Annotated in this window: 14 protein-coding genes; 8 read left to right on the top strand and 6 right to left on the bottom strand. The window is 70.7% G+C overall.

All coding sequences use genetic code 11. From position 1 onward, the window contains the following. Positions 1–7 precede the first annotated feature (7 nt). The 3 genes from ACIPEQ_RS08865 to ACIPEQ_RS08855 are packed head-to-tail and all read left to right on the top strand — an operon-like array spanning position 8 to position 2,223. Positions 8–940: an NADP-dependent oxidoreductase gene (locus tag ACIPEQ_RS08865; protein WP_402714867.1), complete on the top strand. Its 933-nt coding sequence runs from the start codon at positions 8–10 to the stop codon at positions 938–940. Between the two features lie 60 nt (positions 941–1,000). Then, positions 1,001–1,534, top strand: a complete 534-nt coding sequence (locus tag ACIPEQ_RS08860) for a DUF805 domain-containing protein (RefSeq protein ID WP_402714866.1) — start codon at positions 1,001–1,003, stop codon at positions 1,532–1,534. Next, the gene (locus ACIPEQ_RS08855) at positions 1,531–2,223 is read left to right on the top strand and encodes a DUF805 domain-containing protein (RefSeq protein ID WP_402714865.1); all 693 of its coding nucleotides are present in this window, start codon (positions 1,531–1,533) and stop codon (positions 2,221–2,223) included. The genes ACIPEQ_RS08860 and ACIPEQ_RS08855 overlap by 4 nt, the downstream gene beginning before the upstream one ends. Positions 2,224–2,299: 76 nt before the next feature. On the opposite strand, the gene ACIPEQ_RS08850 is transcribed toward ACIPEQ_RS08855, so the two are convergent. The 6 genes from ACIPEQ_RS08850 to ACIPEQ_RS08825 all read right to left on the bottom strand — a co-directional run bounded on the left by ACIPEQ_RS08850 (position 2,300) and on the right by ACIPEQ_RS08825 (position 7,912). After that, entirely contained in the window at positions 2,300–2,944 is a 645-nt protein-coding gene (locus ACIPEQ_RS08850) for a glycohydrolase toxin TNT-related protein (protein WP_209824149.1), read from the bottom strand. 70 nt (positions 2,945–3,014) lie between these two features. Next, positions 3,015–3,788 carry a succinate dehydrogenase iron-sulfur subunit gene (locus ACIPEQ_RS08845; RefSeq protein ID WP_402714864.1) on the bottom strand — a complete coding sequence of 258 codons (774 nt, stop codon included), beginning with the start codon at positions 3,786–3,788 and terminating at the stop codon, positions 3,015–3,017. Beyond that, entirely contained in the window at positions 3,788–5,581 is a 1,794-nt protein-coding gene (gene sdhA, locus ACIPEQ_RS08840; RefSeq protein ID WP_402714863.1) for a succinate dehydrogenase flavoprotein subunit, read from the bottom strand. Before sdhA ends, ACIPEQ_RS08845 begins: the two co-directional genes overlap by 1 nt. A 99-nt stretch (positions 5,582–5,680) precedes the next feature. Further along, on the bottom strand, positions 5,681–6,127 hold the full coding sequence (gene sdhD / locus ACIPEQ_RS08835; protein ID WP_126891009.1) for a succinate dehydrogenase, hydrophobic membrane anchor protein: 447 nt from the start codon (positions 6,125–6,127) through the stop codon (positions 5,681–5,683). An 18-nt stretch (positions 6,128–6,145) separates the two neighbouring features. Continuing rightward, positions 6,146–6,595 carry a succinate dehydrogenase, cytochrome b556 subunit gene (gene sdhC / locus ACIPEQ_RS08830; protein WP_250367304.1) on the bottom strand — a complete coding sequence of 150 codons (450 nt, stop codon included), beginning with the start codon at positions 6,593–6,595 and terminating at the stop codon, positions 6,146–6,148. 78 nt (positions 6,596–6,673) lie between these two features. Then, positions 6,674–7,912, bottom strand: a complete 1,239-nt coding sequence (locus ACIPEQ_RS08825; protein WP_402714862.1) for a glycosyltransferase family 4 protein — start codon at positions 7,910–7,912, stop codon at positions 6,674–6,676. A gap of 225 nt (positions 7,913–8,137) precedes the next feature. On the opposite strand from ACIPEQ_RS08825, the gene ACIPEQ_RS08820 reads away from it, so the two are divergent. From ACIPEQ_RS08820 to ACIPEQ_RS08800, 5 genes are all read left to right on the top strand, one after another. After that, positions 8,138–9,253: a mannose-1-phosphate guanylyltransferase gene (locus ACIPEQ_RS08820; protein WP_126891007.1), complete on the top strand. Its 1,116-nt coding sequence runs from the start codon at positions 8,138–8,140 to the stop codon at positions 9,251–9,253. 295 nt (positions 9,254–9,548) lie between these two features. Continuing rightward, positions 9,549–10,619 carry a BMP family protein gene (locus ACIPEQ_RS08815; protein WP_402714861.1) on the top strand — a complete coding sequence of 357 codons (1,071 nt, stop codon included), beginning with the start codon at positions 9,549–9,551 and terminating at the stop codon, positions 10,617–10,619. 95 nt (positions 10,620–10,714) lie between these two features. Continuing rightward, entirely contained in the window at positions 10,715–12,235 is a 1,521-nt protein-coding gene (locus ACIPEQ_RS08810) for an ABC transporter ATP-binding protein (RefSeq protein ID WP_402715242.1), read from the top strand. After that, positions 12,232–13,605 carry an ABC transporter permease gene (locus ACIPEQ_RS08805; RefSeq protein ID WP_402462440.1) on the top strand — a complete coding sequence of 458 codons (1,374 nt, stop codon included), beginning with the start codon at positions 12,232–12,234 and terminating at the stop codon, positions 13,603–13,605. The genes ACIPEQ_RS08810 and ACIPEQ_RS08805 overlap by 4 nt, the downstream gene beginning before the upstream one ends. Then, positions 13,602–14,888, top strand: a complete 1,287-nt coding sequence (locus ACIPEQ_RS08800; RefSeq protein WP_126891000.1) for an ABC transporter permease — start codon at positions 13,602–13,604, stop codon at positions 14,886–14,888. Before ACIPEQ_RS08805 ends, ACIPEQ_RS08800 begins: the two co-directional genes overlap by 4 nt. Positions 14,889–14,894: the final 6 nt, after the last annotated feature.

The raw sequence follows: 14,894 nt of genomic DNA, 5'->3' as shown, positions 1-14,894 counted from the left end.
CCACCCCATGACGAAGCACTGGGTCGCCCCCGAGTTCGGCGGCAGCGAGGTCCTCGAGTACGTCGACACCGAGGTGTCCGCCCCCGGCACCGGCGAGGTCACCATCGACGTCCGCGCGGCGGGCATGAACCCCGCCGACACGAAGCACACCCGGCAGGGGGACCCGTCCGACCTGCCGATCCCGGTCGGCTACGAGGTCTCCGGAGTGATCAGCGCGATCGGCCCCGACACCGAGATCGCCTCCGGTGGGGGAGCGGTCGGCGACGAGGTCCTCGCCTTCCGGGTGGCGGGCGGCTGGGCAGAACGCATCACCGTCCCCGCCGCCGACGTCTTCGCGAAGCCCGCGTCCCTCGACCACCCCCAGGCGGCGAACCTGCTGCTGGCCGGGACGACCGCGGCCGACATGATCCGCGTCACCCGCGCCGAGGGACGCGACACCGTGCTGGTGCACGGTGCGTCCGGCGCGGTGGGCGTGGCGGTCCTGCAGCTGCTCCGCCCGCTCGGCACCCGCGTGATCGGCACCGCCTCCGAGCGGAACGCCGACACCGTCCGCCGCTTCGGTGGCGAGTGGGTCGCGTACGGCGACGGCCTGGAGGCGCGCATCCGTGACCTCGCACCCTCCGGCATCGACGTGGCACTGGACTGCGTCGGGACGGACGAGGCGGTCGACGTCTCGCTGGCGCTCGTGGCCGACCGGTCGCGCATCGTGACCATCGCGGCCTTCGGCCGCGCGCAGCAGGACGGGTTCCCCGCCGTCGGTGGCAGCCAGCCCGAGAGTCAGGCGTTCCGCGACTCCGTCCGGCAGCGGCTGGTCGACCTCGCGGCGGCGGGCGAGCTCGAGGTGCCGGTGGCCCGGACGTTCCCCCTGGCCGAGGCGAAGGCCGCGGCGGAGCTGCTCGAGTCGCAGCACCCCGGTGGGAAGCTCGCGCTCGTGCCGTGACGGCCACTTCTGGTTGACTCGTGGGGTACGTCGCACGACCGACACCACGAGGGGGAACACGTGAGCGACCACATGACGTCCGACCAGCCGTACCCGAGCGCGTCGCCGCAGCAGCCGGACCCGACAGCGGGCGGAGAACCGCCGCGGTGGGCCCCGCGCTACGGCGCCTCCTTCGGGCAGGCGCTCGGCCGCTTCTTCGCGAAGTACGCGACCTTCTCCGGGCGGGCGAGCCGCAGTGAGTTCTGGTGGGCCTACCTCGTCGTCACCGTCGTGGGACTGGTGCTCGCCACCATCCCCTTGGTGTACCGCTTCGCCACGATCGAGTACACGACCGTCGACCTGAGCGGCGTCGAGTACCGGGTGACGAACCCGCCGTCGCCGCTGTTCTGGGCGCTGCTGGTGCTGCCGGCGATCTGGTGGCTCGCGACGATCGTCCCGTCGCTGGCGCTCGGGTGGCGCCGGCTGCACGACGCGAACCTGCCCGGGGCGCTGTGGATCATCGCGGTGTTCGTCGGCATCGCCGGCATCGTCTTCGGGCTCCTGCCGTCGAACCCGCAGGGCGCACGCTACGACCGACCGGAGGGCACTCGATGAGCGACGACCAGCAGCACGGGGAGCAGCCGCAGCAGCCGTACGGGCAGCAGCCTCAGCAGCCGTACGGCCAGCAGCAGCCGTACGGGCAGCAGCCGTACGGGCAGCAGCCGCCGTACGGACAGCAGCCGCAGCAGCCGTACGGACAGCAGCCGCAGCAGCCGTACGGCCAGCCGTACCCGCAGTACCGGCAGCAGGCGCCGATCCCGACGGACGCCAGTGGTGCACCGCCGCTCTGGGCGCCCTGGTACGGTGCCGGGTTCCTCGACGCCTTCGTCCGGTTCTGGAAGAAGTACGCCCGCTTCGACGGACGCGCGAGCCGCAGCGAGTTCTGGTGGTGGTACCTGGCGAACGCGATCGTCGTGACGATCCTGTTCGGCGGCTACATCGCCGCGATCCTCGTCTGGGCCGCCGGTGCGACCACGACGGACGAGTACGGCACCACGACCACGACCGGCGGCTTCCCCGGGGGCGCGCTCGTGTTCGTCGGCCTGCTGAGCCTCTGGGGACTCGCGACCTTCATCCCGTCGCTCGCACTCGGGTGGCGTCGTGTGCACGACGCCGGGCTCGCCGGTCCCTTCTGGCTGATCTCCTTCGCGGCAGGGGTCGCCGGGATCGTCTTCGGGTGCCTGGAGTCGAACCCCAACGGCGCGCAGTACGACCAGCCGGACGCACCCCGCCCGCAGGCCTGATCGGCCCCGGCACGACGAAGCGGCCCGCCCCGTCAGGGGTGGGCCGCTTCGTCGTCCCGGAGGACCGTGCGGAGTCTCAGACCACCCGGAGGCGGACCAGCGAACCGTCCACGACGAGGTCGCGCACCGTGACCGACGGGTCGGCCGTCGCGAACCGGAGCGCGCCTCCCGGCTGGTCGAACCAGGGCTGCACGAACGTGACCGTCACCATGAAGGGCCGGTCGACGACGTAGCGGTGCACCTCGGGGGCCGCCGCGACGTGCGGCGGCAGCGACCGCTGGGGGAGCGGTGTGTCGAGCGGGTGGAGCAGGTAGCCGTCGGGGCCGCCGACGCGGTCCACGGGGACGCCGGCCGGCACCTGGATGGTGAGCCCCTGCGGGCCGGCCTGGCGGACCTGCTGGGCGAGCTGCGGGTACGTCGACGCCGCGCGGTCGCGGAGCCCGTCGAGCTCGTGGCGGGGAATGTCCCGCGGCGCGGGGAAGGCGCGGTTCAGGAAGCGGCGCAGCATCTCGACCGCGTCCTGCTCGCCACGGGCGGTGGCGAGTCGGCGCGCGGTGCCGTAGTCGACGACCTCGAGCGCGAAGTCGTCGTGCGTCTCGGTCGGGACCACACGCAGTGCGCCCTCGACAGGGGGCTCGGTGAGCGACTCTCCGGGGAGCTGCACGTACCGGATCGTGTAGCCGAGCTGGTCGAGGATGGGGCGGGTCTCCGCGAACGTCATGCGCGCGAGCCTACCGGCCGCACGCATGCCGTTCGCCGAGACACCGCCGTGCCCCCGGCGCGACGATGCGTCACACGCCGCCGCGCATGATCGCCTGCTTGACCTCGGAGATCGCCTTCGTCACCTGGATGCCGCGCGGGCAGGCGTCGGTGCAGTTGAAGGTCGTGCGGCAGCGCCACACGCCCTCCTTGTCGTTGAGGATGTCGAGGCGCACGTTCGCCGAGTCGTCGCGCGAGTCGAAGATGAAGCGGTGCGCGTTGACGATGGCCGCCGGGCCGAAGTACTGCCCGTCCGTCCAGAACACCGGACACGACGAGGTGCACGCGGCGCACAGGATGCACTTGGTGGTGTCGTCGAAGCGGGCGCGGTCGGCGACGGACTGCACGCGCTCCTTGCCCTTCTCCGGCTTGCTCGACGCCTGCAGGAACGGCTGGACCTCGCGGTAGGACTGGAAGAACGGCTCCATGTCCACGACCAGGTCCTTCTCGAGCGGCAGACCCTTGATCGCCTCGACGTAGATCGGCTTCGACACGTCGAGGTCCTTGATCAGGGTCTTGCAGGCGAGCCGGTTGCGGCCGTTGATGCGCATCGCGTCCGAGCCGCAGACGCCGTGTGCGCAGGAGCGGCGGAACGTCAGCGAGCCGTCCTGCTCCCACTTGATCTGGTGCAGGGCGTCGAGGATGCGGTCGGTCGGGAGCATCATCACGTCGAAGTCCTGCCAGCGCGGCTCGTCGTCGACGTCCGGGTCGAACCGGCGGACGATGATCGTGACGGGGAACGATCCGGGAGGAGCGCTCTGCACGGCGTCGGTGCGCGGGCTGTCGGAGACCAGGGTGTCGGTCATCAGTACTTCCTCTCCATCGGCTCGTACCGCGTCACGACGACGGGCTTCCAGTCGAGCGTGATGTGGTCGTCGGCGAGTGACGAGTGCGGGTCGCCCGTCAGGTACGCCATGGTGTGCTGCATGTAGTTCTCGTCGTCGCGCTTCGGGTAGTCGTCGCGCATGTGGCCGCCGCGGCTCTCCTTGCGGTTCCGGGCGGAGAACACGACCACCTCGGCCAGGTCGAGGAGGAACCCGAGCTCGACGGCCTCGAGCAGGTCGGTGTTGAAGCGCTTGCCCTTGTCCTGCACGGCGATGTTCAGGTACCGCTCGCGCAGCTGGTGGATCGTCTCGGTCATCTTCGCGAGCGACTCGTCGGTGCGGAACACCTGCGCGTTCTTGTCCATCTCGTCCTGCAGCTCCTTGCGCAGGACGGCGATGCGCTCGGTGCCGGTCGAGGCGCGGAGCTGCTCGAGCATGCCGCGGACCCCGGCGGCCGGGTCCTCGGGCAGGGGCAGGAACTCGGCGGTCTGCACCCACTCGGCGGCGTTGTTGCCGGAGCGCTTGCCGAAGACGTTGATGTCGAGCAGCGAGTTCGTGCCGAGGCGGTTCGAGCCGTGCACGGAGACACAGGCGCACTCGCCGGCGGCGTACAGGCCGGGCACCACCGTGGTGTTGTCGTACAGGACCTCGGCGTCGGTGTTGGTCGGGATGCCGCCCATCGCGTAGTGCGCGGTCGGCATCACGGGCACCGGCTCGACGACCGGGTCGACACCGAGGTAGGTGCGGGCGAACTCGGTGATGTCCGGGAGCTTCGTCTCGAGGACCTCGGCACCGAGGTGGGTGCAGTCGAGGAGCACGTAGTCCTTGTTCGGACCGGCACCACGGCCCTCGGCCACTTCCTGCACCATGCACCGGGCGACGATGTCGCGCGGCGCGAGGTCCTTGATGGTCGGTGCGTACCGCTCCATGAAGCGCTCACCCGAGGCGTTGCGGAGGATCGCGCCCTCGCCGCGGGCACCCTCGGTGAGCAGGATGCCGAGGCCGGCGAGACCGGTCGGGTGGAACTGGAAGAACTCCATGTCCTCGAGCGGCAGGCCCTGACGCCACACGATGCCGACACCGTCACCGGTCAGGGTGTGGGCGTTCGACGTCGTCTTGTACATCTTGCCGAAGCCGCCGGTCGCGAAGATCACGGCCTTCGCGTGGAAGACGTGCAGCTCACCGGTCGCGAGCTCGAAGGCGACGACACCGGCGGGCTGCTGGCGGGTGACGCCGTCGTCGCCGACGACGTCCACCATGACGAGGTCGAGCGCGTAGAACTCGTTGTGGAACTCGACGCCGAGCTTCACGCAGTTCTGGAACAGCGTCTGCAGGATCATGTGGCCCGTGCGGTCCGCCGCGTAGCAGGCCCGGCGGACGGGCGCCTTGCCGTGGTCGCGCGTGTGCCCGCCGAAGCGGCGCTGGTCGATCTTGCCCTCGGGCGTGCGGTTGAACGGCAGCCCCATGTTCTCGAGGTCGATGACGGCGTCGATCGCCTCCTTCGCCAGGATCTCGGCGGCGTCCTGGTCGACCAGGTAGTCACCGCCCTTGATCGTGTCGAAGGTGTGCCACTCCCACGAGTCCTCCTCCACGTTCGCCAGGGCGGCGGCCATGCCGCCCTGGGCTGCACCCGTGTGGGAGCGCGTCGGGTAGAGCTTCGAGATGACGGCCGTCTTCGCCTTCGGGCCGGCTTCGATGGCGGCACGCATGCCGGCACCGCCTGCGCCGATGATGACGATGTCGTGCTGGTGGTGGTGGACGGTGGTCTCGCTCACTGGGGCCTTTCAGGGTGGGTCAGCGCGCCGACGGGGTGGTCGCGGCGTGCGCGTGGGTCTCGATGCGCGGGGCTCGTGGCGCCCGGGCCGTACCGGCTGCTACTGCGCGGGGCAGAACGACGGCAGGTCGGCTGCGGCGGCGCCGGCCGGGCACGGGTCGAACGTCCAGCAGACGAGCAGACCGAGCACGATCAGCGCGACGCAGGCGATGAGCACCGCGAGCAGCAGGGTCTTCCGGACGCCGGGCTTCGCGACGTAGTCGTTGATGATCGTCCGCATGCCGTTCGAGCCGTGCACGAGGGCGAGGACGAGCATCAGGGAGTCCCAGACCTGCCAGAAGGGGTTGGCCCACTTGCCGGCGACGAAGGCGAAGTCGATCTGCTTCACGCCCTCCCCGGCGACCATGTTGACGAAGAGGTGGCCGAAGATCAGCACGACGAGCAGGACGCCCGAGGCGCGCATGTAGATCCACCCCCACTTCTCCCAGTTGGTGGTGCGGCGGGCGGCTGCGGCCGAACGAGGCGGCTCGACGATCTGCGTGGTCATGTCCGTGGGTCCCTTCGCCTACTGGAAGTCCGCGACGAGGTTCATCAGCTGCCGGGGCAGGAAGCCCGCGATCAGGACGGCCCACACGACCAGGACGACCCAGAACATGGCGCGCTGGTACTTCGGGCCCTTCGACCAGAAGTCGACCAGGATGATGCGCAGCCCGTTGAGTGCGTGGAAGACGATCGCCATCACCAGCGCGATCTCACCGATGTTCATGATCGGTGTCTTGTAGGTGCCGATCACGGCGTTGTACGCCTCGGGCGACAGCCGGACGAGCGCGGTGTCGAGGATGTGCACGAGCAGGAAGAAGTAGATCGCGACACCGGTGATGCGGTGCAGCACCCACGACCACATGCCCGTGGAGCCGCGGTACAGCGTCCCCTCGAGCCTGCGCGATGTGCGCGGCGCATCGATCGTCGCGCGCGGTTCGACCAGTGTCGTCCCGCCTGCGGTCTGCTCGGCCATGAGCGAGTCCTCCCGTAGGACGGGCTCGCCCGATCGGCGAGCCCTTGCCGTTCGTGTTCGTGTGGAACACGACCCATCCTATGCGCGTGCGCTGACACTCTCGTCCCACCCGACACGCAGCGCGCGCGACGAGGCCGGCGGTGCGCCGATCGTCCGGGCCGTGTCGTGGTGCGCGAGGAGCTGGTCGCCGACGGCCTCCCACGTGGTGCCCTCGACGCGGAGCCGGCCGGCCGACCCCATGCGAGCGGCAGTGGCCGGGTCGGTCACCAGGCCGAGGACGGCGCCACGGAGCGCCTGCGGGGCGTCCGGGTCGTACAGCTCGCCGTCCAGGCCGGGCGCGACCAGGTCGATCGGACCACCGGACGCCGGGGCGACCACCGGCAGGCCGCTCGCGTGGGCCTCCTGCAGCGTCTGCCCGAAGGTCTCCGCGGGTCCCGTGTGCACGAAGACGTCGAGCATCGCGTAGGCGTCGGCCAGGGCATCGCCGCGCAGGGGACCGGTGAAGGTGACGTCGAGGTGCCGCAGCCGGCGCTCGAGCACCGCCCGCGACGGACCGCCGCCGGCGACGACCACCCGGATGCCCGGCACGCCGCCGAGCTCGGCCAGCCGCTCGACCTCCTTCTCGGGCGCCAGTCGTCCGACGTAGCCGACGATCGTCTCGCCACCCGGTGCGATCCGGCGGCGGGCCGCGCGGACGTGTGCGGAGCGCCGGCGGTCCGGGTGGAAGAGCGCGGTGTCGACGCCGCGACCCCACCGGACCACCCGGGGCACGCCCTCCTCGGCGAGCATCGCGGCGGTCGCGGAGGACGGGGCGAGCGTCAGCGACGCCCCCGCGTGGATGCGCCCGAGGATCCTCCGCACCAGCGGGACGGTCGCGGTCAGGCCGTTGCGGCGGGCGAACCCGGCCACGTCGGTCTGGAAGACGGCGACGGAGGGGATGCCGAGCCTCCCGGCCGCGGTGATCGCGCGCCCGCCGAGCAGGAACGGGCTCGCCGCGTGCAGGACGTCGGCGCCGGAGGCGGCCAGGATCGTGTCGAGCACCGGGTGGGGGAGCGCGACCGGGAACCGGCGGTACGCCACCGCGGGCACCCGGTGCACGTCGAAGGACCGGTACCGCTCGACCTGCGTCCGCGAGCGGAACTGCGCGAGCCCCGGGGTGTCCGGCGCGATGACGACCGCGCGGTGGCCACGGCGCTCCAGGTGGTCGAGGACCGCCAGGACGCTGGTGGTCACGCCGTTGAGGGTGGGCAGGAAGCTCTCGGTCACGACGGCGACGGTCCGCTGGGACGTGCCGCGCTCCACGCTGCGTGCGCTCATGGTGCGTCCCATGCTCCGCGCGGGTCGTGACCGGTCGGGGCGCTCCGGGTGAACGGGCGGCGCGCAGGCGGTGAACAGGCGGCCGGGAGGCACGGTGCGGCCCCCGCGGTCGCGTGCGGTCCGCCACGGGGCGCGCCGGAGCGTCGGCCGGCCCCGGCAGGTCGCGTGCGGCGACCGTGCGGGTGGCGTCCAGGTCACGTGCGGGCGCACCGGTACGGTGAGCGGGTGGCAGACGCACTCGAGGACTTCTACGCGATCATCCCGGCCGGCGGCATCGGTTCCCGGCTCTGGCCGCTCTCGCGCGCCGACGCGCCCAAGTTCCTGCACGACCTGACCGGTTCCGGCGCCTCGCTCCTGCGGCAGACGTGGGACCGGCTCGCACCGCTCGCCGGGGACCAGCGGATCATGGTCGTCACCGGTCGTGCGCACCGGGCCGCCGTCGAGTCGCAGCTGCCCGGCGTCGCCGACCACAACGTCGTGCTCGAGAGCGAGCCGAAGGACTCCACGGCCGCGATCGGCCTCGCCGCGGCGATCCTCCGTCGGCGCGAACCCGACGTGGTGATCGGCTCGTTCGCCGCCGACCACGTCATCGGTGACGCGCGCGGGTTCCGCCGTTCGGTGCGGGAGGCCGTCGCCGCCGCCCGCGCGGGTTACGTGACGACCATCGGCATCACCCCGACCGAGCCGGCGATCGGCTTCGGGTACATCCACGCCGACGCCGCGGCGCTCGACGTGGAGGGCGCCTCGACCGTGCACGCGGTGAAGTCCTTCGTCGAGAAGCCCGACCTGGACACCGCGCGCGGCTACCTGGAGGACGGTTCGTACCTCTGGAACGCCGGCATGTTCATCGCCAGGGCCGACGTGCTGCTCGCCGAGATCGGCCGGACCAAGCCCGAGCTGCTCGCCGGCATCGAGGAGCTCGCCGCCGCGTGGGACACCTCGTCACGCGGCGCCGTCGTGGACGCCGTGTGGCCGGGACTCGAGAAGATCGCGATCGACTACACCGTGGCCGAGCCAGCCGCTGCCGCCGGTCGGATGGCCGTCGTGCCCGGCGACTTCGACTGGGACGACGTGGGCGACTTCGCCTCGCTCGCGAAGCTGCAGTCCGGCGGCCGGGCGAACAACCTCGCCGTGCTCGGCGACGGGGCGCGCATCCTCGCCGACTCGTCGAGCGGCATCGTCGTGGCGCACAGCCAGCGGCTCATCTCGCTCATCGGGGTCGAGGACATCGTCGTCGTCGACACCCCGGACGCGCTGCTCGTCACCACGAGCGCGAACGCGCAGCGGGTCAAGGGCGTGGTGGACGCGCTCAAGGTCAGCGGGCGCGGGGACGTGCTCTGACCGAGTTCCTCCCGGCCTGACGCGGAGTCCTGGCGCGCGACTGGTGCTTCCGTGCACGATCGACGGCAGGTGTCGCCCGCTGTAGCGCTCCACCACGAAATCCCCGCATCGTCCCCCGGACGGGCGGCGACGGGGGACGTCGGCGTTACGGGCGCGTTTCGTCGGGGTCGCGATCGGGTAACTGATCCCAGGAGTCCCTCAGGGGCGTTCTGTACCGACCCGACGGTCGTGTACTGTCGCCACGATCGCCCGGAACGCACGTGGTCCGGGCACCGCCCCCCGGAGGAACCAACCCGTGACATCTCGTACCCGTCAGGTCGTGCTCAGCGGCCTCGCGCTCGTCGGCACCATGGCCGTCCTGGCCGGCTGCTCGGCCGCCCCGTCCGACAGCGCCTCGGCGAAGAAGACCGACTTCCGCCCCTGCATGGTCTCCGACGCCGGTGGCTTCGACGACAAGTCGTTCAACCAGCTCGGCTACGAGGGCATGCTCGACGCGGCGAAGGACCTCGGCGCCGAGACGAACAAGGCCGAGTCCAAGGACGCCACGGTCTACGACTCGAACATCGAGCAGCTCGTCAACCAGAACTGCAACATGATCATCACGGTCGGCTTCAACCTGGCAGACGCCACGAAGAAGCAGGCCGCTGCGAACCCCGACACCGAGTTCGCGATCATCGACGACAACTCGATCGACGCGAAGAACGTCAAGCCGATCACGTTCGACACCTCGCAGGCTGCCTTCCTGGCCGGCTACGCGGCCGCGTCGTACTCGAAGACCGGTGTCGTCGGCACCTTCGGTGGCATGCAGATCCCGACCGTCACCATCTTCATGGACGGCTTCGCGGACGGCGTGAAGTACTACAACGAGCAGAAGAAGAAGGACGTCAAGGTCGTCGGCTGGAACGTCGAGACCGGCAAGGGCTCCTTCACCGGCGGCTTCGAGGCGGGCACGCAGGCCAAGTCGGTCGCGCAGACCCTGCTCGACCAGGACGCCGACGTGATCCTGCCCGTCGGCGGCCCGATCTACCAGTCGGCGGCCGAGGCGATCAAGGACGCGAACAACGGCTCCGTCCTGATCGGTGCGGACAGCGACCTGTACGAGGCCGACCCCCGCTACAAGGACATCGCCTTCACCTCGGTGATGAAGGGCATGCGCCCGGCGGTCAAGGACGTCGTCGAGCAGGCGGCTGACGACAAGTTCTCGAAGGAGCCGTACGTCGGCACCCTGAAGAACGACGGCGTCGGCATCGCGCCGTTCCACGACTACGAGTCGAAGGTCGACTCGGGTCTGCAGGACGAGCTCGACAAGATCAAGTCGGGCATCATCGACGGCTCGATCAAGGTCGAGACGCAGTCGGACAAGTAGTCGGGTGAACGCGGGCGGGGGATCGATCCTCCGCCCGCGTTTCCGCGCGTCCACCGTGGGGTGGCGTGCTGACCAACAGGAACGCAGTAGACAACATGAAGCTCGAGCTCCGCGGGATCACGAAGCGGTTCGGCCCCCTGGTCGCGAACGACCACATCTCCCTCACGGTCGAACCCGGTGAGGTGCACTGTCTCCTGGGCGAGAACGGTGCGGGCAAGTCCACCCTGATGAACGTGCTCTACGGCCTGTACCAGGCCGACGAGGGCGAGATCCTCCTGGACGACGTCGTCCAGGACTTCGACGGCCCCGGCGACGCGATGCGCTCCGGCATCGGCATGGTGCACCAGCACTTCATGCTCGTGCCGGTGTTCACCGTCGCGGAGAACGTCATGCTCGGTCAGGAGCAGACGACATTCGGCGGACGACTCGACCTGGCCGGCGCCCGCAAGCGCGTCCGCGAGATCAGCGATCGGTTCGGGTTCGACGTCGACCCGGACGCCCGCATCGAGGACCTGCCCGTCGGCGTGCAGCAGCGCGTCGAGATCATCAAGGCGCTGTCCCGGGACGCGAAGGTCCTCGTGTTCGACGAGCCGACCGCCGTCCTGACGCCGCAGGAGACCGACGAGCTGATGGGCATCATGCGCCAGCTCCGCGAGGCCGGGACCGCGATCGTCTTCATCACGCACAAGCTGCGCGAGGTGCGCGAGGTCGCCGACCGGATCACGGTCATCCGCCTCGGCAAGGTCGTCGGCGAGGCCTCGCCGACCGCGACGAACAACGAGCTGGCCGCCCTCATGGTCGGTCGCGCCGTCTCGCTCGTCGTCGACAAGACGCCCGCGTCCGGCGGCGAGGACGCCCTCGTCGTCGAGGGCGTCACCGTCACCGACCCGTCGGGCGTCGTGCTCGTCGACGACGTCTCGTTCACCGTCCGCCGGGGCGAGGTCCTCGCGATCGCCGGCGTGCAGGGCAACGGACAGACCGAGCTGACCGAGGCGATCATCGGCCTCGAGCCCGTGCACGCGGGCCGGATCACGCTCGACGGCAAGGATCTCACCGGCCGCACGGTGAAGCAGGTCCTCGACGCGGGTGTGGGCTTCGTGCCCGAGGACCGCAAGGAGGACGGCCTGGTCGGCGAGTTCACGATCGCCGAGAACCTCATGCTCGACCGTGCCGACCACGACGAGTTCGTGCGGGCCGGCACGATCCGCTCCGCCGAGCGCGACGCGTTCGCCGACGAGAAGATCGCCGAGTTCGACATCCGCACGCCGTCGCGCACCACCGCGGCCGGTCGGCTGTCGGGCGGCAACCAGCAGAAGATCGTCCTCGCCCGCGAGCTGAGCCGCGAGCTGCGGCTGTTCGTCGCCGCGCAGCCCACGCGCGGTATCGACGTCGGCTCGATCGAGTTCGTGCACAAGCGCATCGTCGCGACCCGCGACACCGGTGTCCCGGTCATCGTCGTCTCCACGGAGCTCGACGAGGTCGTGGCGCTCGCCGACCGGATCGCGGTCATGTACCGCGGCGGCATCGTCGGCATCGTCCCCGCGGACACCCCGCGCGACGTCCTCGGCCTCATGATGGCGGGGGAACTCCCTGAAGGAACGGAGCTGGCAGCGTGAGCAACACGCCAGACAACACGCAGCCGGCCACCCCGGCCGAGCACGACCGCACGTCGGCGACCCCGACCGAGGCACCCACCGACGACCGCCTGCAGGACGTCGAGGGCACCCCGCACTTGATGACGGACTCGGCGGACGACACCGAGCGTCGGGCCGCCGGCGGTGACCGCTGGAGCACCGCGCTGCAGAGCATCGTCAACGGCTCCGTGCTCGTCACGGTCCTCGCCGTCGTCCTCGCCCTCGTCGCCTGCGGCATCCTGATCGCCGTCACCGACGAGAACGTGCGCGCGGCAGCGGGCTACTTCTTCGCCCGCCCCACCGACACCTTCCAGGCCGTCGGGAGCGCGGTCGGTGGCGCCTACAAGTCGCTCTTCCAGGGTTCCGTCGTCAACTTCGGCGCGAGCTCGTTCGCGCAGGCCATCGCCCCGATCACCCGCTCGGTCGACTACGCCGTCCCGCTGATCGCCGCCGGCCTCGGCATCGCCCTGTCCTTCCGCGCCGGCCTGTTCAACATCGGCGGCCAGGGCCAGATCCTCATCGGCGCCGCTGCCGCGGGGTGGGTCGGTTTCTCGTTCGACGGCCCCGCCGCGATCCACATCCCGCTCACGGTCGTCGCCGGCATCGTCGGCGGTGCGGTCTGGGGTGGCCTGGTCGGGCTCCTCAAGGCCCGCACCGGCGCCAACGAGGTCGTCCTGACGATCATGCTCAACTACGTCGCGCTCTACCTCGTCAGCTACCTGCTCCGCACGCCGGGGCTGCTGCAGGCGCCGGGCAGCTCGAACCCGATCTCGCCCGCCACGAAGGAGAGCGCGGTCTTCCCCGCGCTGTTCGGTCCCCGGTACGGCATCGACCTCGGCTTCGTCGTCGCGCTCGTCGCCGTGGTCGTGGTGTGGTGGCTCGTCAACAAGTCGTCGCTCGGCTTCCGCTTCCGCACGATCGGTGAGAACCCCCGCGCCGCCCGTGTCGCCGGGATGAGCGTCCCCGCGCTCACCATCTGGGTGATGGTCATCTCGGGTGCGCTCGTCGGCATCGCCGGCGCCTACCAGGTGCAGGGCGCCGTGACGTCGGGCTTCACCTCGGGCATCGACGCCGGCATCGGCTTCGACGCGATCACGGTCGCCCTCCTCGGTCGCTCGAAGCCGTGGGGCGTCTTCTGGGCCGCGATCCTGTTCGGCGTGCTGAAGAACGGCGGCTACGCCATGCAGGCCGCGAACGACATCCCGATCGACATCGTCGGCGTGATCCAGGCGCTCATCGTCCTGTTCATCGCCGCACCGCCGCTCGTCCGTGCGATCTTCCGCATCCCGCAGCCGGGTGCGCGTCGTCGCGGTCGTGCCGCGAAGAACTCCCGGAAGGCGGTCGCCGCATGAGCACCACCACCACCGCGGCGCCCGCGCCGGCGCTGTCCGACCGCCCGATCGAGACGACCCGGAGCTGGAAGGCCCCGATCGGGTTCGGTGTGTTCACCCTGCTCGCGCTGCTGTTCTTCGGTGTGCTGCACCGTGCCGGCGACACCACGTTCCGGCTGGCGAACGGCGGCGACTTCTTCGCGCTGCCGAACGTCCCGCTCCCCGCGACCGGCACCGGCATCGTCGTCATCGTCCTGCTGGCCCTGGCCACCGTGTACGCCGTCGTCGAGGTCCGCGCGTCCCGCCGGATCCCGCTCTGGCTCACCGCGGTGTTCGCGGTCGTCTTCGTCGTCGGCTTCCTCACGTGGTCGGCCGCGGGCGACACGATCCCCGTCCCCGGCCTGCTCGTCGGTGCCCTCGGCCTGAGCGTCCCGCTCGTGTTCGGTGCCCTCGGCGGCGTGATCTCCGAGCGCGTCGGTGTCGTGAACATCGCGATCGAGGGCCAGTTCCTGGCCGGTGCGTTCACCTCGGCGATGATCGCCTCGCTCACCGGTTCGGCGTGGGTCGGCCTGGTCGGCGCACTGATCGCCGGCGTGCTGGTGTCGTTCGTCCTCGCGGCGTTCAGCATCAAGTACCTGGTCGACCAGGTCATCGTCGGTGTCGTCATCAACGCGTTCATCTCCGGCCTGACGGGCTTCCTCTACTCGCAGGTGCTCTCGCCGAACGAGCAGACGCTCAACGTCGGCGTGCGCTTCCCGAAGCTCGAGATCCCGGTCCTGCACCAGATCCCGGTCATCGGCCCGGTGTTCTTCGAGCAGACGGTCGTCGTCTACCTCGCCTACGTCGCGGTCGCGGTGGTCACCTTCGCGCTGTTCAAGACCCGCTGGGGTCTGCGCCTCCGCGCCGTCGGCGAGCACCCGCAGGCGGCGGACACCGTCGGCATCAACGTCGCGCGGACGCGCTTCTGGAACGTGTCGCTCGCGGGTGCGATCGCCGGTCTGGGCGGTGCGTACTTCACGCTCGACGCGGTCGGCCCGTTCACGAAGGACATGACCGCCGGCGCGGGCTACATCGCCCTGGCCGCCGTCATCTTCGGACGCTGGGACCCGATCCGGGCGACGCTCGCGGCGCTGCTGTTCGGCTTCGCGTCGAACCTGCAGAACATCCTCGGCGCGATCGACTCGCCGGTGCCGAGCGAGTTCCTGCTCATGCTGCCCTACGTGGTCACGATCTTCGCGGTCGCCGGCCTGGTCGGGCAGTCGCGTGGACCGGCGGCCGCCGGCAAGCCGTACACCAAGAGCTGACGGCCT

The sequence above is a fragment of the Curtobacterium sp. NPDC087080 genome (assembly GCF_044745105.1).
GTDB lineage: Bacteria > Actinomycetota > Actinomycetes > Actinomycetales > Microbacteriaceae > Curtobacterium.
This window is presented reverse-complemented; position numbering and strand designations above follow the sequence as displayed.

Excerpts from the sequence above, each read along its gene's own strand:
- ACIPEQ_RS08825 (WP_402714862.1), bottom strand. The coding sequence starts at position 7,912 with ATGAGCGCACGCAGCGTGGAGCGCGGCACGTCCCAGCGGACCGTCGCC.
- ACIPEQ_RS08850 (WP_209824149.1), bottom strand. The coding sequence starts at position 2,944 with ATGACGTTCGCGGAGACCCGCCCCATCCTCGACCAGCTCGGCTACACG.
- ACIPEQ_RS08800 (WP_126891000.1), top strand. The coding sequence starts at position 13,602 with ATGAGCACCACCACCACCGCGGCGCCCGCGCCGGCGCTGTCCGACCGC.
- sdhD (WP_126891009.1), bottom strand. The coding sequence starts at position 6,127 with ATGACCACGCAGATCGTCGAGCCGCCTCGTTCGGCCGCAGCCGCCCGC.
- sdhC (WP_250367304.1), bottom strand. The coding sequence starts at position 6,595 with ATGGCCGAGCAGACCGCAGGCGGGACGACACTGGTCGAACCGCGCGCG.
- ACIPEQ_RS08865 (WP_402714867.1), top strand. The coding sequence starts at position 8 with ATGACGAAGCACTGGGTCGCCCCCGAGTTCGGCGGCAGCGAGGTCCTC.
- ACIPEQ_RS08810 (WP_402715242.1), top strand. The coding sequence starts at position 10,715 with ATGAAGCTCGAGCTCCGCGGGATCACGAAGCGGTTCGGCCCCCTGGTC.
- ACIPEQ_RS08855 (WP_402714865.1), top strand. The coding sequence starts at position 1,531 with ATGAGCGACGACCAGCAGCACGGGGAGCAGCCGCAGCAGCCGTACGGG.
- ACIPEQ_RS08845 (WP_402714864.1), bottom strand. The coding sequence starts at position 3,788 with ATGACCGACACCCTGGTCTCCGACAGCCCGCGCACCGACGCCGTGCAG.